General features: G+C 70.9%; 18 protein-coding genes. 6 read left to right on the top strand and 12 right to left on the bottom strand.

All coding sequences use genetic code 11. The features are described from left to right. Window positions 1–236: 236 nt before the first annotated feature. Together ASF49_RS17635 and ASF49_RS17630 are read left to right on the top strand one after the other, a co-directional pair. Entirely contained in the window at window positions 237–3,473 is a 3,237-nt protein-coding gene (locus tag ASF49_RS17635; protein ID WP_056476393.1) for a tetratricopeptide repeat protein, read from the top strand. Window positions 3,474–3,637: 164 nt separating this feature from the next. Further along, window positions 3,638–4,075, top strand: a complete 438-nt coding sequence (locus tag ASF49_RS17630) for a DUF3429 domain-containing protein (protein WP_056475905.1) — start codon at window positions 3,638–3,640, stop codon at window positions 4,073–4,075. Between the two features lie 12 nt (window positions 4,076–4,087). On the opposite strand, the gene pdeM is transcribed toward ASF49_RS17630, so the two are convergent. From pdeM to ASF49_RS17615, 3 genes are read right to left on the bottom strand one after another with little or no spacing between them, the layout of a single operon-like run. Beyond that, on the bottom strand, window positions 4,088–4,801 hold the full coding sequence (gene pdeM / locus ASF49_RS17625; protein ID WP_056475900.1) for a ligase-associated DNA damage response endonuclease PdeM: 714 nt from the start codon (window positions 4,799–4,801) through the stop codon (window positions 4,088–4,090). Between the two features lie 43 nt (window positions 4,802–4,844). After that, complete coding sequence (locus tag ASF49_RS17620) at window positions 4,845–7,376, bottom strand: ligase-associated DNA damage response DEXH box helicase (protein WP_056476390.1); 2,532 nt, start codon at window positions 7,374–7,376, stop codon at window positions 4,845–4,847. Next, window positions 7,373–8,335 (bottom strand): alpha/beta hydrolase, encoded by a 963-nt coding sequence (locus tag ASF49_RS17615; protein WP_056475897.1) that lies wholly within the window; start codon window positions 8,333–8,335, stop codon window positions 7,373–7,375. The genes ASF49_RS17620 and ASF49_RS17615 overlap by 4 nt, the downstream gene beginning before the upstream one ends. Window positions 8,336–8,576: 241 nt before the next feature. On the opposite strand from ASF49_RS17615, the gene ASF49_RS17610 reads away from it, so the two are divergent. After that, window positions 8,577–8,924: a DUF6460 domain-containing protein gene (locus ASF49_RS17610; protein ID WP_056475894.1), complete on the top strand. Its 348-nt coding sequence runs from the start codon at window positions 8,577–8,579 to the stop codon at window positions 8,922–8,924. Between the two features lie 79 nt (window positions 8,925–9,003). Here the strand turns inward: ASF49_RS17610 and ASF49_RS17605 are convergent, their stop codons facing one another. The 6 genes from ASF49_RS17605 to ASF49_RS17580 all read right to left on the bottom strand — a co-directional run bounded on the left by ASF49_RS17605 (window position 9,004) and on the right by ASF49_RS17580 (window position 15,210). Beyond that, the gene (locus ASF49_RS17605) at window positions 9,004–9,669 is read right to left on the bottom strand and encodes a L,D-transpeptidase (RefSeq protein WP_056475891.1); all 666 of its coding nucleotides are present in this window, start codon (window positions 9,667–9,669) and stop codon (window positions 9,004–9,006) included. Between the two features lie 191 nt (window positions 9,670–9,860). Beyond that, window positions 9,861–10,724 carry a carboxylating nicotinate-nucleotide diphosphorylase gene (gene nadC, locus ASF49_RS17600; protein ID WP_056475888.1) on the bottom strand — a complete coding sequence of 288 codons (864 nt, stop codon included), beginning with the start codon at window positions 10,722–10,724 and terminating at the stop codon, window positions 9,861–9,863. A 69-nt stretch (window positions 10,725–10,793) separates the two neighbouring features. Then, entirely contained in the window at window positions 10,794–12,338 is a 1,545-nt protein-coding gene (locus ASF49_RS17595) for an L-aspartate oxidase (RefSeq protein WP_056475886.1), read from the bottom strand. Further along, window positions 12,335–13,360 (bottom strand): quinolinate synthase NadA, encoded by a 1,026-nt coding sequence (nadA, locus tag ASF49_RS17590; protein ID WP_056475882.1) that lies wholly within the window; start codon window positions 13,358–13,360, stop codon window positions 12,335–12,337. Before nadA ends, ASF49_RS17595 begins: the two co-directional genes overlap by 4 nt. A gap of 154 nt (window positions 13,361–13,514) precedes the next feature. Beyond that, window positions 13,515–14,513, bottom strand: coding sequence for an NUDIX hydrolase (locus ASF49_RS17585; protein ID WP_243214664.1), 999 nt, complete (start codon window positions 14,511–14,513; stop codon window positions 13,515–13,517). A gap of 133 nt (window positions 14,514–14,646) precedes the next feature. Next, complete coding sequence (locus tag ASF49_RS17580; RefSeq protein WP_056475879.1) at window positions 14,647–15,210, bottom strand: sugar O-acetyltransferase; 564 nt, start codon at window positions 15,208–15,210, stop codon at window positions 14,647–14,649. A 149-nt stretch (window positions 15,211–15,359) separates the two neighbouring features. Between ASF49_RS17580 and thiE the strand changes: the two genes are divergently transcribed. The 3 genes from thiE (at window position 15,360) to ASF49_RS17565 (ending at window position 17,633) form a co-directional block, all read left to right on the top strand. Next, on the top strand, window positions 15,360–16,070 hold the full coding sequence (thiE, locus tag ASF49_RS17575; protein ID WP_056475876.1) for a thiamine phosphate synthase: 711 nt from the start codon (window positions 15,360–15,362) through the stop codon (window positions 16,068–16,070). A gap of 40 nt (window positions 16,071–16,110) precedes the next feature. Then, window positions 16,111–16,917: a bifunctional hydroxymethylpyrimidine kinase/phosphomethylpyrimidine kinase gene (thiD, locus tag ASF49_RS17570; protein ID WP_056475873.1), complete on the top strand. Its 807-nt coding sequence runs from the start codon at window positions 16,111–16,113 to the stop codon at window positions 16,915–16,917. 86 nt (window positions 16,918–17,003) lie between these two features. After that, on the top strand, window positions 17,004–17,633 hold the full coding sequence (locus ASF49_RS17565; protein WP_056476384.1) for a helix-turn-helix domain-containing protein: 630 nt from the start codon (window positions 17,004–17,006) through the stop codon (window positions 17,631–17,633). 30 nt (window positions 17,634–17,663) lie between these two features. On the opposite strand, the gene ASF49_RS17560 is transcribed toward ASF49_RS17565, so the two are convergent. The 3 genes from ASF49_RS17560 to ASF49_RS17550 all read right to left on the bottom strand — a co-directional run bounded on the left by ASF49_RS17560 (window position 17,664) and on the right by ASF49_RS17550 (window position 20,345). Then, complete coding sequence (locus ASF49_RS17560; RefSeq protein WP_056475870.1) at window positions 17,664–18,257, bottom strand: ABC-type transport auxiliary lipoprotein family protein; 594 nt, start codon at window positions 18,255–18,257, stop codon at window positions 17,664–17,666. Window positions 18,258–18,360: 103 nt separating this feature from the next. Further along, on the bottom strand, window positions 18,361–19,443 hold the full coding sequence (locus tag ASF49_RS17555; protein ID WP_056475867.1) for an MlaD family protein: 1,083 nt from the start codon (window positions 19,441–19,443) through the stop codon (window positions 18,361–18,363). Between the two features lie 68 nt (window positions 19,444–19,511). Continuing rightward, window positions 19,512–20,345, bottom strand: a complete 834-nt coding sequence (locus ASF49_RS17550; RefSeq protein WP_056475864.1) for an ABC transporter ATP-binding protein — start codon at window positions 20,343–20,345, stop codon at window positions 19,512–19,514. Window positions 20,346–20,352 lie beyond the last annotated feature (7 nt).

Raw genomic sequence — 20,352 nt, 5'->3', positions numbered from 1 at the left:
CCGCCGGCGCATCTGATGGTTCACATATAAACTATTTTGCGAGGGGCGAAAGGGGGGGGCGCGGCGCGCCCCACGCGAATCATGCACGAGCCATCAATCGGTCGCGCCTTAACCGCCTGTTTACCAAGACTACCAAATGTCGGGGAGCACGGGTCCGTCGTTAACCCCTCCCTCGTTTTCGCGTGGCGGGGCCACGCGCGGATCGAGCCATGGACTTCGCCGAGTCAGGTTTGACGATGACACGCAACGCGACCCTCGACCTCGAAGGCTTCGATCCCGACGTGCTCGAAGCGGCGCGGGACATGGCGCGCCGCGCCGGTATTCCGGTTGAGACCTGGATCGCGTCGATCGTCGAGCCCGACGCCCGCGGAGACAAGGCCCCCACCGCGCCGGCGCCCTCGCGGCCGCCGGCAGCCGAGGCAGCCCAGACCGCCGCGCCGTCGAGCCCGGTCGAGGTCAGGTCCGCCGCGCCGACCGCCGGTGTCCGCCCCGGCAAGAACGCCGCCCTCACCGAGATGATGCGCCGGCTGGACGGAATCGACCAGCGCATCGGGTCCGAGGCGCCCGTCCCGGCGGCGCCCGCGCTCCCGCAGGCCGAATCGGCCTCCGAGATGGCGCAGCGCCTCGCCGAGATCGAGCGCCGCATGACGGAGATCGGCGAGCAGCTCGCCACGCCGCGTCCCCTCGGCCGCCGCGGCCGGCCCGCCGTCACCGAGATCCGCGATGCGGTCACCGAGATCCGCCAGCGCCAGCGCGAGCTGGCCGGTGCTCCGGCGGCCTCCGCACCGGCTCAGCCTGCCCCGCCGGCGCGCCCCGTCGACGCGCCCGCCATCGCCGAACTCCAGAACGAGACAACACGCCTGCGCGAATCGATCGGCAGCCTCGCCAGCGGCCGCGACGTTGGCGCGCTGGAGAAAGCGATGCAGACCCTCGCGGCCGGCGTCCAGAAGGCGCAGGCCCCGGCCGACCTCGCGGCCATCGCCGCCCCGATCGAGGCGATCCGGGCCCAGGTGGAGCGCCTGGCCGAGGACGTCGCCGAGAACGTGCATGCCCGCGTCGCCGCCGATGTCGAGCGCCTCGCCGCCAGGATGAACGGCACGCTCCAGGGCGTGCCGTCCGGCCTCGCCGAGCAGGACGTCGTGGCCGGCCTGTTCCGGGAACTCGACGAGATCCGTCGCCTGATCGGTGCGCTCGCCGGACCGGAGCGGATCCAGAGCCTCGCCGCCGGCATCCAGGCCATCAGCAACCAGGTCTCGCAGATCCAGACCGGCATGCCCGGTGAGGGCATGGCGGAGTTGCGCCCCTTGCTGGAGGAGATCCGGATCGGATTGCGGTCGAGCACCGATGCCGGCATCGGCGAGCAGATCCAGCAGATGGATGCCAAGCTCGACGCCCTTCGCGGGGTAGGGCCGATGGCCGCCCACCAGGATTCCGACATCATCCTCCACCGGATCGATGCCCTGTCCGAGAAGGTCGACCGGGTCAGCATCAATCCCGTCGGAGACCTGATCGGACGCCTCGAGGATATCGGCGCGACCCTGCGCCGGCCGGCGCAGCCAGACGAGAACCTCGCCTCCATTCACGGCATGCTGCACGAACTGACGGTCAAGCTCGACCGGATCGGCACGGGCGAGGGTCCGCGCGACGAAGGTCTCGACGCCCTGGAGCAGCAGGTGCTGGCCCTGGCCGAGCGCATCGACACCCGCGATGCCGACCCGGCGCTGGCCGGGCTCGAGCGCACCATGACCGACCTCCTCGACCAGGTCTCGGCCCTGCGGGCGGAGGCGCCGATGGAGGCCGCCGTCGAGCGCGCGGCCCGCAACGCGGTCGCGGAGACCATGGGTGCGGCCGCCGAAACCGGCGAAGTCGCGCTTCTTCGGGCGAGCCTCGCGGACCTGCGCGCCCATCAGGTCGCCTCCGAGCAGCGGATGCAGTCGACGCTGACGGGCGTCTATTCCGCCCTCGAGCGGCTGGTGGGACGCATCGGCCCGACCGATCCGGATGCTCCGCTCGTCCTCACGCCCCGGATGCAACGGGATGTCGCCAAGGACCTGGTCCGGGACAAGGATCTCGTCCGGGAGCTGTCCAGGGAGCCGAGTGCCGAGCATCCCGCCGGAACAGCACCCTCGCGCCGTCCGGACGCGATGCGGGCCGAGCGCCCCCAGGTCTCGGGTCCCGACCTGCCGCTGGAGCCGGGCGCCGGGCGACCGGGCCGCGATCGCGCCGCGGGTCGGATCGAGCCGAGCGACGCCGGCGCAGCCGACAGCGACATCAAGACCAGCTTCATCGCGGCCGCCCGGCGCGCGGCCCAGGCGGCCCAGGCCGAGGCCGCAGGCCAGACCGGCGCCTCCGACGCAGAGGGCAACCGCGACGGCGCCGATGCTGGCCGGCGCGCCGGTCGCCTCGCGCGCTTCCGGAGCGGCGTCGATCGCCGCCGGAAGCCACTCCTCCTCGGCCTCGCCGCGGTGGTCCTCCTCCTCGGCGCGCTGCAGGCCCTGAACGCCCGTCGGAGCGCCGGCACCGAGACGCCTGCGGCCGAGCCGGTCGCCGCCGTCTCGACCCCCGCCGGACCTGTCGCCGCCGGGACCGATGCCGCGAGCAAGTCCCAGGAGAGCCAGTCGGAAAACGGCAAGGCCGCGGCCCCGCCCGTCGCCGATCCGCAGACGACGCAGAGCCTCGCCGAGAGCGCGCCCGCCAAGGCGGCGGGATCCCCTGCGTCCCGCTCCGCGGTGCCGCGGGTGACCACGATGGCCGGCATCTCCGCCGACCTCGCGGTGGTGCCGCCCGCCCTGGTCAAGCTGCGCCAGGCCGCCCTCGACGGCGACGGTGCGGCCGCCTACGACCTCGGCATGCGGGCCGCCGAAGGCCGCGGAATGGCCCGTGATCCCGCGCTGGCGGTCAAGATCTTCGAGCAGATCGCGGCGAGCGGCTTCGCGCCGGCGCAGTACAAGCTCGGCAGCCTCTACGAGAAGGGCGTCGGCGTCGCCCGCGACCTGAACCAGGCCAAGCTCTGGTACGGGCGCGCCGCCGAGCTTGGTAACGCCCGGGCCATGCACAACCTCGCGGTGATCTACGCCGAAAATCCGGCTGCCGGCGGCAAGGCCGATTTCGCCACCGCCTCGCTCTGGTTCAAGCGCGCCGCCGAATTCGGCCTCCGCGACAGCCAGTACAATCTCGCGGTGCTCTACGCCCGCGGCATGGGCGTCCAGCAGGATCTCGCACAGTCCTTCCTCTGGTTCTCCGCCGCCGCGGCGCAGGGCGACGAGGACGCCGCGAAGAAGCGCGACGACGTGGCCGCCAAGCTCGATGTGAAGGCCCTGGCCGCCGCGCGCGCCCAGGTCGCGGCGTTCAAGCCCAAGGTTCCGGAGCCGGCATCCAATGAGATCCCGGCGCCCCTGCCGACCGAGAACACCATGAGCCTGCTCGGGGCACCGGCGCCCTCGGGCAACATTCCGCCGGCGCGGCGGATCTGACGGACGCGCACTTCGGAGATGCGAGCTTCTGCCGCCGCTCCGCGGTGCAGCGAACCCGGCGTCCCGGCGTTGTCCGGGGGATGGATCCCGGATCATACGGGTCGGGTGACCCATTCCGAAGCGGAGGCGGCCTCCGCGGGGCGGCCCGGAGGAGCGGAGAGCCGATGGCGCGCGTGACGACGGTTCCACCGGCCGCCCTGATCCTGGGCGTCGCCGGGCTGATTCCGTTCCTGGGCTTCGCCCTGCTCGCCTATAGCGGCTCCGATGGCGGCCTCGGCACCATCGGCCTCAGCCCACGCCTGGTGCTCTCGACCTACGGCGCCGTCATCGCATCGTTCCTCGGCGGGATCCGCTGGGGTGCGGCCGCCGCCCGCAATTCTGGGGGAGCCGACTACGCCATCGCGATCCTGCCCTCGTTGATCGCCTGGGCGGCGCTCGCCGCGCCGATGCCGTGGGATCTGCGCATCCTCGGCGTTCTCGTGCTCGCCTGGGGCCTCGTCGACCAGGATCTGCCGCGGCGCGGCCTCGTCCCGGTCTGGCTCGGGCGCCTGCGGCTGGCCCTGTCCGGGGTCGCGGGGGCCTCGCTGCTGATCGCGGCCTGAGCCGGCCCCGCCTCAATCCTTGCTCAGCATCGCCTTTCCGATGGCGAAGACGCGGCCGTCCCCGAGGAGATGGGCCGTGAAGCCGGCCGGAAACAGCGGCTCGAAGGCGGCGTTGCGGACGTTGAGTCCTCCCGCATAGGCGCCGAAGGCCGGCATGATCAGGCGGCGCCCGTCGGTGACGAAGCAGCGCCGGCGCACCGCGCGGCCCCGCATGGCGACCTTGCCGCAGGGATGCAGGTGACCGGCGACCTCGCCCTCGGGGGCGTCGACGGTCGGCTCGTGTCGCAGGGTCAGGCCGCCGACCATCAGGGTCTCGGCGTAGCGTCCGCCGACGCCCTCGCTCACCGCGTGGTCGTGGTTGCCGGCGATCCAGACCCAGTCGCGCCCCTCCTGCAGGGCAGCCACCATGGCGCGGTCGCCGGGCTCCATGCGCTCGGGGGCGCGCGAATCGTGGAAGGAATCGCCCAGCGCGACCACGCAGGCCGGGTCCAGACGGGCGATCACTTCGTGCAGGCAGGCCAGGGTCTCGCGGGTGTCGTAGGGTGGCAGGAACTGACCGGACCGGGCCGCAAAGGCCGAGCCCTTCTCCAGGTGGAGGTCGGACACGATCAGGGTGCGGTGCTGCGCGAGCCAGAGGCCACCGCAGAGGTCGAGGGCGAGGGTTTCGCCGGCAAGGGTCAGGCCGGGGGCCCGGGTGGATTTCTCAAGTCTCTGGCCGAGCGCCAAAACCGCATCCTCTGCGTTCGGGGCAGGGCGTTTCACCACGCGGTCAGGCCAGCGCTTCTTCGAGCAGCTGGGCCTCGGCTTCGGCCAGAATCTCGTCGGCGCCCTCGCCGTAGACCCGTTCGCGCCCGATCTCGAGCATGACGGAGACGGAGAGCGGCGAGACGCGATCGAGCGCCTTGTGGGTGATTCGCCCCTGGATGCGCCTCAACATCATACCGAGGCGCTTCACGTCGAGGAGTCCGGTTGCCGCATCCTGGCGCGCCGCCTTCAGGAGGAGGTGATCGGGTTGGTGCTTGCGCAGCACGTCGTAGACCAGATCGGTCGAGATCGTGACCTGGCGCCCGGTCTTGGCCTGCCCGGGATAGCGTCGCTCGATCAGACCGGCGATCACGGCGCATTGCCGGAAGGTGCGCTTCATCATGGCGGATTCGTCCAGCCAAGCCTCGAGGTCGTCGCCGAGCATGTCCTCGGCGAACAGCGTCTCGAGGAAGTCCGGCTCGCGGCCGATCCGCTCGCCGACGTCCCGGTTGAGCCAGATGGCGATGCCGTAATCGTTGGCGGCGAAGCCCAGGGGCCGCATCCGAGCCCGTTCGAGGCGTCGGGTGAGCAGCATGCCGAGGGTCTGATGCGCGAGCCGCCCCTCGAAGGGGAAGGCGGTGATGTAGTAACGCCCCGCCCGCGGGAAGGTCTCCACCAGGAGGTCGCGCTCGCCCGGCAGGAGCGAGCGGCTGCGCTGCTGCAGGAGGTAGGAGGCCACCTGCTTCGGCAGGCGGTCCCACTCGAACGGGTCGGCGATCAGCGCACGGACCCGCGCGGCGAGGAAGGTCGAGAGTGGGAACTTGGCGCCCGCATAGGAGGGAATCGCCGGGTCGGTGCCCGGCCCGGCCCGGGTCGCCAGCGCTTCGTCCTCGGACAGGCCCTCGAAGCGCAGGACTTCGCCGGCGAACAGGAAGGTGTCGCCGGGCGTCAGGGTATCGGCGAAATCCTCCTCGATCTCGCCGAGCACCCGCCCGCCCTTGGGCAGGATCGCACCGGGCTTGCCGCGCACGCCGCGGGCGAGGCGGACTTTCACCTTGGCGGATTCCACGATGGTGCCGACATTCATTCGGTATTGCTGGGCGATGCGGGCGTCGCGCACCCGCCACAGGCCGTCCGGTCCGCGGAGAATCTTCGCGAAGCGTTCGTAGGCGCGCAGCGCGTAGCCGCCGGTGGCGACGTAATCGACCACCGCCTCGAAATCCTCCCAGGACAGCCCCGCGTAGGGCGCCGCCGAGACGATCTCCTCGTAGAGCTGAACCGGATCGAAGGCGTCGGCGCAGGCCATGCCGAGGACATGCTGGGCCAGCACGTCGGGGGCGCCGAGGCGTGCATCGGGCGTGTCCTGAGCGGCGGCCTCGACGGCGTCGAGGGCGGCCTGACACTCGAGCATCTCGAACCGGTTGGCCGGGACCAGGTAGGCCTTCGACGGCTCGTCCATGCGGTGGTTGGCGCGGCCGATGCGCTGCATGATCCGGCTCGCCCCCTTCGGCGCCCCGATATTGACGACGAGGTCGACGTCGCCCCAGTCGATGCCGAGGTCCAGGGTGGCGGTACAAACGATCGCCCGCAGCCGGCCCGCCGCCATGGCGGCCTCGACCCGACGACGCTGCGTGGCGTCGAGCGAGCCGTGATGCAGGGCAATGGAATAGTTGGCGTCGTTGATCCGCCAGAGCTCCTGGAAGGTGTACTCCGCCTGAAGACGGGTGTTGACGAAGACCAGCACCGTGCGGTGCTGCCCGATCAGGTCGTAGATCGCTGGCATCGCCTGCCAGGCCGTGTGACCGGCCAGCGGCAGGGTCAGCCCGGTATCGAGCATGTGGAGGTCGGGCGCCGCGCCGCCCTTGACCACGACGAGCTCCGCCATGGCGACCGTCGATCCCTTCGTGGATGGACCCGGGCTCGCGCGCTGCGGCACCAGATACCGGCGCAGCTCGTCCGGCTCGCGCACGGTGGCGGAGAGGCCGATCGCCGTGAGGCCCGGGCTGAGGCGGTGCAGGCGCGTGAGCGCCAGGGAGAGGAGGTCGCCGCGTTTCGAGGTGACGAGGGCGTGCAACTCGTCGAGGACGACGCAGGACAGGTCGGCGAAGAGCTCCGCCGCCTCGCGATGGGCGATGAGCAGGGCGAGCTGTTCCGGCGTGGTCAGCAGGATGTCGGGCGGGCGCGCGATCTGCCGGGTGCGCTTGTGCGAGGGTGTGTCGCCGGTGCGGGTCTCGACGCGCACGCTCAAGCCCATCTCGGCGATGGGTGCGTCGAGGTTGCGGGCGATGTCGACGGCGAGCGCCTTCAGGGGTGAGACGTAGAGCGTGTGCAATCCGCGCGGCTTCGCCGAGGCAGGCCGCGCCGCCAGGGCGGTCAGGCTCGGCAGGAAGCCCGCCAGCGTCTTGCCGGCGCCCGTGGGCGCTACGAGGAGGGCCGAGCTTCCGCGTCCGACGATGTCGAGAAGCTCGAGCTGGTGGGGACGGGGTGCCCAGCCGCGCGCGGAGAACCACGCGGCGAAGCGCTCGGGCAGCGGCGATGCGGTGGCGCGCTTGCTCAGGCCAGGGCCATCAGGAAGCGGTCGATGAGCTCCAGCGCGCGCTCGGACATCGCCCCGGGATAGCGCACGAAGATGTGGCAGCCGCCCGGATAGATCGCCGTGTGGCCACCGTTTCCGGCCGCCGCCCAGCGGGCCGACATGTAGAGCGTGTCGTCGAGAAGCGGATCGTGGGTGCCAACCGTGAACAGCGCCGGGGGCAGGCCCTTGAGGTCGGCATAGACAGGCGAGACGTCGGGCCGGCGGCGGTCGATGCCCTCGCGGACATAGACGTTGGCGAAGTTGGTGAGGTCCTGGGTGTTCACCACCAGGCGGTCGGTGCCCCAGTTGCGCACGCTGGGGGTCAGGCCCAGGTCGAAGAAGCCGGCATTCAGATTTGCGCCCCGGAAAGCGCGGGGCAGGGCGTGCCTGTCGCGCAGGCGCAGCAGCACCATCACGGCGAGCTGCGCGCCGGCCGATTCGCCCCCGATGGTCAGGGCCGAGATGCCGAATTCGGCCCGGCCGGGACCGGCGAGCCAGAGGGCCGCGGCCTCGCAATCCTCGAGGGCGGCCGGGTAGGGATGCTCGGGGGCCAGGCGGTACTCCACCGACAGGCACACGAAGCCGCAGGCGTCGGCGATCCGCTCCAGCCACGGGTCCTGCTCGTCGGCCGATCCCCAGACCCAGCCGCCGCGATGGATATGGAGGTAGGCGCCGCGCAGCTTGACCCATTTCCGCGCGTCGGGCCGGATCACGCGCAACTGCAGAGGGCCGCCGGGGCCGTCGATCGTGAGGGTTTCGGCGCGGGCGCTGCGTGGCATGGCCGGCGAGGCCTGCGTGCCCTGGCGGCGGCGCGCCCGAACCTCGGTCATCGGGATCGACCACGGGTCGACCTGTGCGGCGTGCGCGGCCACGATCTCGGCGTTCAAGCGCTTCGTGTCGGGATCGATCATCGCCGGATCGAACAGGGCGTGGTCGATCATGGAACGGTTCGTTTCATCAACGGGTCAGTCTGCGGGGCGCGAGTCGGTCCGGGGAAGGGATCGCGTCCCTAAGATGGGCCGGTCCAGGCAACGGGGCCATCCGTCCGCTGGGTGAAAACGCCTAACGCTCCCGCATGTGTCGGCTTTCGTGCAAACTGTGTCGCTTGCGTCACGGTTCCGCCGGGTTCACGGGGTTGAGAGGCGAGCATTGCACGACCTCAGGACACGCCCCGGGACCCCCATGACGCTCGACCACGACCCGCGCCGCCCGCCGCCCTATGGGGGCCAACCCTATGCCGGCGCGCCGTTCCCCGACCAGGGCCGGCGCTCGGCCCTGCGTCGCTTCCTCGGCGGCTCGCCCACCACCGTGTTCATGAAGCTGCTGTTCCTGTCGGTGCTGGTCGGTGCCGTGATGGCGACCCTCGGCCTCACGCCCGGTCTGCTGTTCTGGCACGCCTACGACGCGGTCCGAACCCTGATCGACCTCGGCCTCGCCACCTTCCACGATTTCGGCCGCTGGATCCTGGCCGGCGCGGTCGTGGTGGTGCCGCTCTGGCTCCTGTCGCGCTTCTTCGCCGTGTCGAAGTAACGGGACCCGACGTCACAGACGAAAAGGGGCCGGTGTTTCCACCGGCCCCTTGAGAACAGTCAGGACGCGTAGAGCGCGTTCAGCGCTGGACGATGACCTTCGCACCGACCTTGGCGCGGGTGTAGAGATCGGCCACGTCGTCGTTGGTCATGCGGATACAGCCCGAGGACACGGCGGTGCCGATCGTCTCCGGCTCGTTCGAGCCGTGGATGCGGTAGATCGAGTTGCCGAGGTACATGGCGCGGGCGCCGAGCGGGTTCTCGATGCCGCCCTTCATGAAGCGCGGCAGGTCGGGACGGCGGCGCAGCATCTCGGCCGGCGGACGCCAATCGGGCCACTCGCGCTTCATGGTGATGGTCTGCACGCCACCCCAGGTGAACCCGGGCCGGCCGACGCCGACGCCGTAGCGCAGGGCCTTGCCGTCGCCGAGCACGTAGTAGAGGCGCCGTTCGCCGGTGGAGACAACGATGGTGCCCGGGGCATAGCCGCCGGCATAGGCGACTTCCTCGCGCTGGATCGCCGACATCTGCGGCACGGCGGCGGACGGCGCCATCGGGTCGGCGGCAGGCAGGGAGGCGTTGGCGGTGGGGAGCGCGACGGGCTCGTTCTGTGGCCGCACCCGGATGACCAGGGCGTTATCGAGCGGCTGACGGGTCAGTGGGTCGATCTCGTAGGCGGCGGCGGGCGAAGCCCACGCGCCCAGCGCGCAGACGAGCCCGGTCAGGGCGGGGGCGAAACGGCGCATCGGAGCCTCTCAAAGGCGAACGTATTCTGTGGAAACGGCTTGGAAAACTTGACGCACGTTACGGTGCGAAGTGTGCCCAAGACGTAAACGCTCACGCTCCAAAGCCAAGCCGAATTCGCACCGCAACGACGCTTGCCGCAGCGTCGTGATTTCGTGGCAACACCGTGTCACCTTGGCCGTTCGGGTGGCTCTCAGACCGCGTCGAGGCCGAGGTCGATGATCGGCGCACTATGGGTGATCCAGCCGCACGAGATCAGGTCGACGCCGGAGGCCGCCACGGCCCCCACGGTTTCGCGGTTGATCCGTCCCGATGCCTCCGCGATGGCCCGCCCGTCGATCATCGCCACAGCCTCGGCGAGCTGTTGCGGGGACATGTTGTCGAGGAGCACGGCGTCGGCGTTCACCGAGAGGGCCTGCTCGAGCTGGGCCAGTGTGTCGACCTCCACCTCGATCTTCACGAGGTGGCCGGCATAGACCCGTGCCCGTTCGATCGCCGGCACGATACCGCCGGCCACGGCGACGTGGTTGTCCTTGATCAGCACGGCGTCGTCGAGACCGTAGCGGTGGTTCGAGCCGCCCCCGGCGCGCACCGCGTGCTTCTCCAGGGCGCGCAGGCCCGGCGTGGTCTTGCGGGTGCAGACGATGCGGGCCTTGCCGTGGGGCCGAGCCGCCTCGACGAGGGAAGCGGTCGCGGTGGCGACCCCGGACATGCGGCACAAGAGGTTGAGGGCGACGCGCTCGGCGGTGAGGATGGCCCGGGCCGGCCCGGCGAGGCGGATCACCACGTCGCCCGGCTTCACCCGGGTGCCATCGCCGCGCTCCACCGTCACGGCGACGCTCGGATCGATCAGCCCGAAGGCGATCACCGCCGTGTCGACCCCGGAGATCACCCCATCCTGACGGGCGGCGATGACGCCCTCCAGGCGGGCGCGGGCCGGCACGATGGCGTCGGTGGTGATGTCGCCGGCCCGGCCGAGATCTTCCAGCAGCGCCGCGCGGACGATCGGTTCCACCATCAGGCGGGGCAGGGGAGGCAGCTCTGAGGGATCGGACATGGTCCAGCTTCCGGTGCGGAGGAGGAGGAGCCGGTACCGCCCCTCGGGGCGGGACCGGAGACGCTGGACTCAGGCGGCGGCGACGGCCTGATCGGGTTCGACCGCCGCGGCCATCGCCCAGAGATCGGACAAAGCCACTTCCGTGTGGGCCGGCACGTCCTGGGCGGGATGGTCGCTGCGCCAGTGCGCGCCCCGGCTCTCCCGTCGCGACAGCGCCGAGGCCGCGATGGCGAGGCCGGTGAGTGCGGCGTCGCAGCCGCTCCGCGCCGCCGGAGCGAGGTGGCGCACCGCCTCCGCGAGCCCCTCCGCCTCGCGCACCACGCCGACCTGCCGCTCCATCACGGCCCGCAGGGTCTCCCGGTCGGCGTCGATGCGGGACGAAGCGGCCTCGGCCCGGGCATAGCCTGGAGCCGGCACCGCGGACACGGCCTCGGCGATCCACGGCGCGAAGGCCATGGCCTCCAGGAGCGAGTTGCTGGCGAGACGGTTGGCGCCGTGCAACCCGGTCGAGGCGACCTCGCCGCAGGCGAACAAACCCGGCACCGTGCTGGCGCCGGTCCCATCCACCTTCACGCCACCCATGTGATAGTGCGCCGCCGGCCGGACCGGAATCGCCTGGATCCTCGGGTCGATGCCGCCGCCGGCGCAGAGGCCGGCCACGGTCGGAAACCGCGTGGCCATGCGGGCTCCGAGCTCGCCCCGGCAATCCAGGAACACCCGGGCGCCGCGCGCCTGCGCCTGGAAGATGCCGCGTGCCACCACGTCCCGCGGGGCGAGGTCGCCGCCGGCGATTCCGGCCATTACCGGGGCGCCGGTCTCGTCGATCAGCCGTGCCCCCTCGCCGCGCAGGGCCTCGGTGGCCAGGGGCATCGGATCGGCGCCCGTGGCGATGGCGGTGGGGTGGAACTGCACGAATTCCATGTCGCGCAGCACCGCGCCGGCCCGGGCGGCCAGGGCGAGGCCGCGCCCGGTCGCCCCGCGCGGATTGGTGGTCGAGGCATAGAGCGCTCCGACCCCGCCGGTGGCGAGCACCACGGCCCGGCCCGGCAGGGCGAAGCGGGCTCCGTCGTGCTCGCAGACCACGCCGGCCACGGCGCCGCGGGCGTCCCGCATCAGGTCGCGGGCCGAGGCGACGAGGACCGTGACGGACGGCGTCCGCTCCACGACCCGGACCAGGGTCTCCAGCACCATCCGCCCGGTGGAATCCCCCCCGGCCCGGACGATCCGGCGGCGCGAGTGGGCCGCTTCGAGGCCGAGGGCGAGGGCACCGGCGGCATCCCGGTCGAAGGGCGCCGCGAGGCCGACGAGCCAGTCGATCAGGCCAGGTCCGGCCGTGGAGACGCGCAGGGCGACGTCGGCCTCGGTCAGGCCCGCGCCGGCCGCCACCGTGTCGGCGGCGTGCAGGGCCGGGGCGTCGTCGTGTGCCATGGCGGCGGCGATGCCCCCTTGTGCCCAGCCGGTCGCCGTGCCGACCCCGAGGGGGGAGGCCGTGACCAGGGTGACGGGACGCGGCGCGAGGCGCAGGGCCGTGGCGAGGCCGGCGATGCCGGCGCCGATCACGATGATCCGGTCCGACCCCGGAAGCGCGAAGGAGAACGGAGCGTGCGCGTTCATCGGGTGCGTACCGCGAGCATGCGTTCCACCGCCATCCGGGCGCGCTCGGCGAGTTCCGGCTCCACCGTGACCTCCTGGGTCATGGTCTCCAGGGCGCGACGGATGTTCTTCAGGCTCATGCGCTTCATGTGCGGGCACAGGTTGCAGGGCTTGATGAACTCGATGTCGGGGTTGGCCGCCGCGATGTTGTCGCCCATGGAGCACTCGGTCACGAGCACCACCTGCTTGGGACGCTTCTCCAGGACGAAGTTCATCATCATCGCGGTCGAGCCCGAGAAATCGGCCTCGGCGACGACCTCGGGGGGGCATTCCGGGTGGGTGATGACGGTGACGCCCGGATAGCTCTCCCGGACGTCGCGAATGTCGGCTGGGGTGAACTGCTCGTGGACCTCGCAGTGCCCGGCCCAGGTGAGGATCTCGACCTCCGGCACCATCGCCTGGACGTTCTGAGCCAGGAACTCGTCCGGGATCATCAGTACGCGCGGCGCGTTCAGCGAGCGCACGACCTCGACGGCATTGCCGGAGGTGCAGCACAGGTCCGATTCCGCCTTCACCGCCGCGGAGGTGTTGACGTAGGTCACGATCGGAACGCCCGGATACGTCTCCCGCAGGCCGCGCACGTCCGCTGCGGTGATCGAGTCGGCGAGCGAGCAGCCGGCCCGGCTGTCCGGGATCAGCACGGTCTTGCCGGGGTTCAGGAGCTTGGCCGTCTCGGCCATGAAGTGGACGCCGGCGAGCACGATCACGTCGGCATCGACCGTCACCGCCTCGCGAGCCAGCGCGAGGCTGTCTCCGACGATGTCGGCCACCGTGTGGAAGATCTCCGGTGCCTGGTAATTGTGGGCCAGGATGACGGCATTGCGCGCCTTCTTCAGCGCGAGGATGGCAGCGACATCCTCGGCCAGGGCCGGCCACTCGATCGCCGGCACGTGACGGCTCACGCGCTCGTAGATCTCGGGAAGGGGAAAGCCCGCGGGAAGCCCCCGGAAAGCCGGGCCGATCGGGAGACTGGTCGCCGACATTGACGCGTCCTCACTTATGCTCAATCTGAGCATTGTGCCGACTAACGTAGGCGGCCCGGATCGCCTTGTCCAGATATGCAGGGTTTGAGCATAACGTTTTTGCGATGCGAAAATTACGCTGCGGCGCAAACGTCATTCGCCCCAGGCGGTGGCGTCAGGCCGGCCGGCGAGCGGGTCGCAGGCGGAAGCCCGGGGCCGGCCGCTCCAGCAGCACCTCCCGCCGGAAACGCACGAGGCGTGCTGGCCGACCTGTCGCCCCGCTGGTCACGTCGTCGGTTTCCTCCACCAATCCCTGCTGCGCCACGAGGCGGCGGAAATTCTGCTTGTGCAGGTTGGTGCCGGACAGGGCTTCCACCGTGCGCTGGAGCTGGAACAGCGTGAAGGTCGGCGGCATCAGTTCGAAGACGACGGGGCGGTACTTGATCTTGCCGCGCAGGCGACCGATGGCGGTGGCCAGAACCCGGCGATGATCGAGGGCCATGGGCTGGCCCGTGATCGCGAGATCCGACTCGCTGGCCTCGCCGCACTGGCCCTGCGCCTCCGGTATCAGGCCTGCCTCGAACAGCAGTTCGTAGCGCTCCAGCACCCGTTCCTCGTTCCAGGCCCCGCCGCATAGCCCGAAGGTCAGGCCGAGGCGGTCCTCGCGCCGGCGGCGCAGCTTCGGATCGGTCGCCTGCTCGGCCCAGGCCAGGAGCTTCGTCTCGATCTCGCCGAGCGATTCGGGCCGGCCCTCCCGCCAATCCTCCCAGGGAAGGTAGCGGTACCAGTTGCGCCAGGAGGCTTCCGCGAGGCCGCCCGTGCGCACCTCGCGCACCAGGGCGAGATAGGCCACCGACAGGGAATGCAGGCCGCCGGCATCGTCGCCCTGCCGGTCGCGGTCGCCGAAGGTGTAGAGCTGCTCGACATAGCCCAGGCGCTGGTGGGTCTGGCGCTCCACCCAGGCGCGCAGGCCGCGCTCCAGGGTCGGGTGCTCGGGCACCAGGGGACCCGCTGGCAGGCCGTCCGAGCGGCCCTTGGCCTGGCTGCCGACCTGGACGGTCAGCGCCCGCGGCTCGCCGTCGGTGGCCGCGATGATCACGGCCACGAGTCCGACGGCGGACGGATTGGAGAGCGCACCCTCCGCATGCCGCTGGATCTCCTCCGCCGTGGTCACGCGCCCCGATCCCCGCCCGCTATCCGTTTCATCCGGTTCGACTGTCACCTGCTCATGGCACATCGCGACGGTGTGATGAACGCGGAAAAGCCGTGCCGGCGAATTCGTCCCACATCCGGGTTCGGCTGGTGCCTCAAACCTGGCTGCGCGGGAGGGCGCGCGCCGGGTTGCCCACGACCGTGGTGCCTTCCGCGACATCGCGGGTGACGACGCTGCCGGCCCCGATGATGGCGTGATCGCCCACGGTGATGCCGGGCAGAAGGATCGCCCCGCCGCCGATCCAGACATTGCGGCCGATCAGGATCGGCCGGGCGAATTCAAGCCCGGCCTCGCGCGGGCGCGGCTCGCGCGGATGGTCGGGGGTGAGGATCTGGACGCCGGGCCCGATCTGGGTGCGGTCCCCGATGCTCACCGGGGCACAATCGAGGATGACGCAGCCGAAGTTGAGGAAGACGTGGGCGCCGAGACTGATGTGCAGCCCGTAGTCGCAGTGGAACGGCGGCCGGATCACCGCGCCTTCGCCGACGGCGGCGAGCCGCTCGCGCAGCAACGCACGCCGGACCGCCGGCGTCTCGGCCAGGGCCGCGTTGTAGCGCTGCATCCAGGCCTTGCAGGCATGGCTGTCGGCGTGAAGCTCCGGATCGTCGGGATTGTAGACCTCGCCGGCGAGCATCTTCTGCTTCTGCGTCAAGTCCATGCGAGGTGAGGCTCCTGCCCGTGCGGATTCGGATCCGGGGAAGAACGCGAGGAATCTCCGAAGGCTCCGTCTGGCGCGACGGGCCTTCCGATGACGGGAGCGCGGTCCTACACTGGGACCGAACGGTGACGAACCGGGGGAAGTGCAGCGTGATCGGACGGGACGAAGCCATCGGCCGGGGGCGGCCCGTCGACCTGCGGCTCTACGGCCTCCTCGACACCGGAGTGTCCGGCTTCGATGGTGGGCGACTCGCCGCGATGGCGGCGGAGGCGGTGCGGGGCGGGTGCACCCTCCTGCAGTACCGGGAAAAGTCCATCGCGGATGCCCGCGCGGCCCTGGCCCGAATCCGGGCGATCCAGGCCGCGCTCGCGGGCACCGGCGTGCCGCTCCTCATCAACGACCGGGTCGACCTGGCCCTGGCAGCCGGCGTCGAGGGGGTGCATCTCGGCCAGAGCGACCTCCACCCCGCCGACGCGCGCCGTCTCCTCGGCCGGGAAGCGATCATCGGCCTGACCCTCAAGACCGGCACCCAGGCCGACGAGCTCTACCGCCTGCCGGTCGATTACGCCTGTATCGGCGGCGTGTTCGCGACGACCAGCAAGGACAATCCCGACCCGCCGGTCGGCCTCGACGGCCTCGCACGCATCCTCTTCCGCGGACGCCTCGCCCGCGGCGCCGCCTTCCCCCTCGGGGCGATCGCCGGCATCGACGCCAGCAACGCGGCGGCCGTCATCAAGGTCGGAGCGGACGGAATCGCGGTGATCTCCTCGCTGTTCGCCGGCGAGTCGGTGGAAGGCCGCGCCCGCGACCTGCGTTTCCGCGTCGATTCCGCCCTCGCCGCGCGGGGTGTCGCGGCCTAAGCTTCCCCCAAGACCGAGGAAGCGACAGGACCGCCACGCCATGACCCCCATCGCCGTCACCATCGCGGGATCCGATTCGAGCGGCGGCGCCGGCATCCAGGCCGACCTGAAGACGTTCGCGGCCCTGCGGGTCTACGGGGCGAGCGTGATCACCGCCCTGACCGCGCAGAACACCCGCGGGGTTCAGGCCATCCACGACGTGCCCGCCGACTTCGTGGCGGCGCAGATCGACAGCGTGTTCTCCGATCTCGCCGTCGGCGCGGTGAAGATCGGGATGCTGTCGCAGGTCGCCACGATCGAGGCGGTGGCGGGGGGGCTGGCGCGCCATGCGGGCTCGATCCCCATCGTGCTCGATCCCGTGATGGTCGCCACGTCCGGCGATCGGCTGATCTCGGAGACGGCGGTGGACGCCCTGCGCCGACACCTCCTGCCGCTTGCCGACCTCGTCACGCCGAACCTGCCCGAGACCGCGACCCTGATCGGCGAGCCCACCGCCGAGACGGAGAATGGCGCCGTGGCGCAGGGCCGACGTCTCCTGGCCATCGGCGCCAGGGCCGTGCTGGTGAAGGGCGGGCACGGCGAGGGCGAGGAGAGCGTCGACCACCTGATGGGCAGCGACGGCACGCTCCGGCGCTTCGCCGCCCCGCGCACCCGTACGCGCAACACGCACGGCACGGGCTGCACCCTCTCGTCGGCGGTGGCGGCTGGCCTTGCCCGAGGTCTGCCGATGGTCGAGGCGGTGACGCAGGCCAAGCGCTACGTCTCGGCCGCGATCGCGGGTGCCGACGGCGTCACGGTCGGGCAGGGGCACGGCCCGGTGCACCATTTCCATGCCCTCTGGGTCTGACCGCGCCTTGCGCCGATCCGCCGTTTGCGTTTGAAGTAACGCACAAGCGTCCGGTTAATGGAACGGATGCGTGGATGTCGGATCAGATGGACGACCAGTTGACGACGCCCGATCGCGGGCGGCAGCGGGACATACTCACCGGGGCGCAGGTGCTTTCCGGACAGCTCGGCAAGACGATCCAGCGCCTGCGCAAGGCCTACAACTTGTCTTTGTCGGAACTCGCCGAGCAGTCGGGGGTGGCCAAGTCGATCATCAGCCAGATCGAGCGCAACGAGACGAATCCGACCCTGGCCACGATCTGGCGCCTGAGCCAGGCCCTCGACGTCTCGATCGAGCGGGTGCTCGCCACCAGCGACGAAGAGCCGTTCATCGAGAAGACTTCGCGCGCGGACACGCCGATCCTGGTCTCGGACGACGGGAAGGTCCGGCTCGCCATCATCGGCTGGATCAAGACGGTCGAGTGGCTGCAATGGTACGACCTGACCGCCGATCCCGGCGGCCTGCTCGACTCCGATCCGCATCAGCGCGGCTCCGTCGAGTCGCTCACCGTCACATCCGGTCTGCTCGAGGTCGAGGTGGCGGGCACCGTCCAGAGAGCGCGGGCCGGCGAGACCCTGCGCTACCGCTGCGACCGGCCGCACACGGTGCGCTGCATCGGACCCGAGCCGGCAAAGGCCATCATGGTGGTGATCATGAAGGCGGCCGTGATGGAATGAGGCCGGCGATAGGGCCGAGGCCCCGGCCGCTCAGCGGCCGGAATTCACCCAGGCGACCATCTCGCCGAGCACGCGCGCCAGCGCGGCGTCGAGCCCCACCGCGGCGCTGCCGGCATCGACCTTCGGCACCGGCACGCGCGCGGTGAAGATCCGGGCAGCGACGATCTTCCCGGTACCTTCGGTGATGATCTTGGCGGAGATGTCGACCACTGCCTCGCCGGAACCGGCCGCGATGTCGAAGGCCCGGATCTCGCTGATCAGCTGGTAGTCCGAAACGATCTTGTCCCCGGGGCGGCTCACCGACTTCAGGCGGCCCGAATTCTCGAGACTCTGGATCAGCCGCGTCTGGATCAGGCGCGGCAGGCGGTCGGCCCACTGGCCGCCGCCGAGAAAGGACAGGGCGCCTCCCGGCTCGCGCACGATGATGCGGTCGGCCTCGAAGGGCTGGATGCCCACCGGTTCGGCCACGGTGAACGAGCGCGCCGCGCCGACGGCCCGCCCGGTGGGCGGCAGAGCTGCGAGATCGAAGGTGAGCGGCACCGCACCGCCGCCGCAGCCGCCGAGGCTGGTGGCGAGGAGCATCGCGACGAGCGCGGGAGCCGTCCGGTGAAGAGTCATACGCATTTTGGAAACCCGTCGCCGCACTGCCGCGCAGCGTGGCGGTAAACTAACGCAAGTCCGGATCGTTGCCGTGCGCCGCGGCACCCTGGCCCGTGCGGCGGTCGCTTCAGCGACCACCGTTGTATTCTGGCAACGATGGCTTGCCGCCGAAGATGACCTGCGAGGGGTCGCGCTCCAGGCTCTTCACCGTGCGGTTCAGGGTGTTCAGCGTGCGCTGGCCATCGGTCGACAAGGCTTCGACCTCGCGGCGTCCGGTGCCGCTCAGGCGGTTGAAGCTGGTGGCGATGTTCGAGGTGCGCTTGTCGAGATTCTCGGAGAGAGTCCGGAAGGCCCGTCCGGCGTCGCGGACGGAGATCGCCGCCTCGCGCACCTCGGTGAACGTGCTGCTGCCCGCAGAGCCGGAGGCCGAGCCGAGGAATCCCTCGGCTCCCTTCAGGACCGCGTCGACGCGATCCGCCGAAGCATTGAGCTTGGCCGCCAGGGAGCGCGCGTCCTTGAGGGCGCCCTCGATGTCCGGGCTCCCGGTGGCGAGGGCGCCGGAGAATCTCTCGGCATTGTCGATGACGCGGTTCAGCTTCTCGCCATCGATCGCCCTCACGAGGCCGCTCACCGCCGGGCCAGCCTCCGCGAGCGTCTTCGAGAAGGCTTCCACATTGGCCAGGGTGCGGGTGATCGCGCCCTCGTTGCCGGCCACCACCTTGTCGAGGCGCTGGAGGACATCGTCGGCCCGCTGGGCGATCTGCTTGGCCGCCGCCATCATGTCCTGGATGTCGGAGCTGTCGGCGAAGATCGTCGGAATCTGGTCGCCCGAGCCGGGCGTCAGGGCCGGGGCATCGGCGTTGCCGCCCGACAGCGAGATCGTCGAGACGCCGGTCAGCATCGCCGAATCGAGGCGGGCCCGGGTATCGGCGCGCAGAGGGGTGGTGCGCTCGACCTCCACGATGGCGACGACGCGGCGCGGGTCCTGCGGCAGCAGGCGAACGTCCATGACCTCGCCGACCTTGATGCCGTTGAAGGCCACGGTCGATCCCTTGGCGAGGCCGCCGACGGTGCCCGAGAACACGATGCGCACGGCCTGCCGGACCTGGCTGCGGGAACCGCCCTGGAGCCAGAACACGAAGCCGAAGGCCGCCACCACGACCGCGAGGGTGAAGGCGCCGATCAGGGCGTAGTTCGCGCGGGTCTCCATCGGATCAGCAATACCTTGGCGGAAGGGGGCGGGCGCGGTGCGGGACCGCACGCAATGGGCGGAGGACGTCAGGCCGGCGCATGATGGGTCCCCTGCGGGACCACGGCGCGTCCGCGCTTGCCGTGGAAGTAGGAGCGGAGCCAGGGATGGTCGCTCTCCAGCATCTCCTCGATGGTTCCCTGCGCGATGATCTGGCCGTCGCCGAGGGCGGCGATGCGGTCGCAGGCGGTGTAGAGGCTGTCGAGGTCGTGGGTGACCATGAAGACGGTCAGGCCGAGCGTCTGCTTCAGGGTCGCGACGAGCTCGTCGAACTCGCCGGCGCCGATCGGGTCGAGGCCCGATGTCGGCTCGTCGAGGAACAGGATCTCGGGGTCGAGGGCGAGGGAGCGGGCGAGGGCCGCGCGCTTGATCATGCCGCCCGACAATTCCGAAGGCAGCTTGTCGGCCGCATCCGGCTTCAGGCCGACCATCTCGATCTTCAGGCGGGCGAACTCGTCGAGGAGGCGCTCGGACAGGTTGAGATGCTCACGCATCGGCATCTGGATGTTCTGCTTGACGGTGAGCGCCGAGAACAGCGCGCCCTGCTGAAAGAGAACGCCCCAGCGCTGCTCGATCCGGCGCCGCCGGGCCACCGTGAGGCCGTCCACGTCCTCCCCGAACACCTCGATGGTGCCGGCCCGCTTCGGGACGAGGCCGAGGATCGTCCGGGTCAGCACCGATTTGCCCTGGCCGGAGGGGCCGACGAAGCCGAGGATCTCGCCGCGGCGGATGTCGAGGTTCAGCCCCTTCATCACGATCTTGCTGCCGAAGCCGACGACGAGGTCGCGCACGCGGATGATCGGCTCCGGTGCGGCGGAGGGCGCCGGGTGATTCAAGCTCGTCTGGAGATGCGGGACGGACACGGTCTGG

The organism is Methylobacterium sp. Leaf104 (assembly GCF_001422885.1).
Lineage (GTDB): Bacteria > Pseudomonadota > Alphaproteobacteria > Rhizobiales > Beijerinckiaceae > Methylobacterium.
The sequence above is the reverse complement of the archived record's forward strand: the minus strand, read 5'-3'. Positions and strand labels throughout refer to the sequence as shown.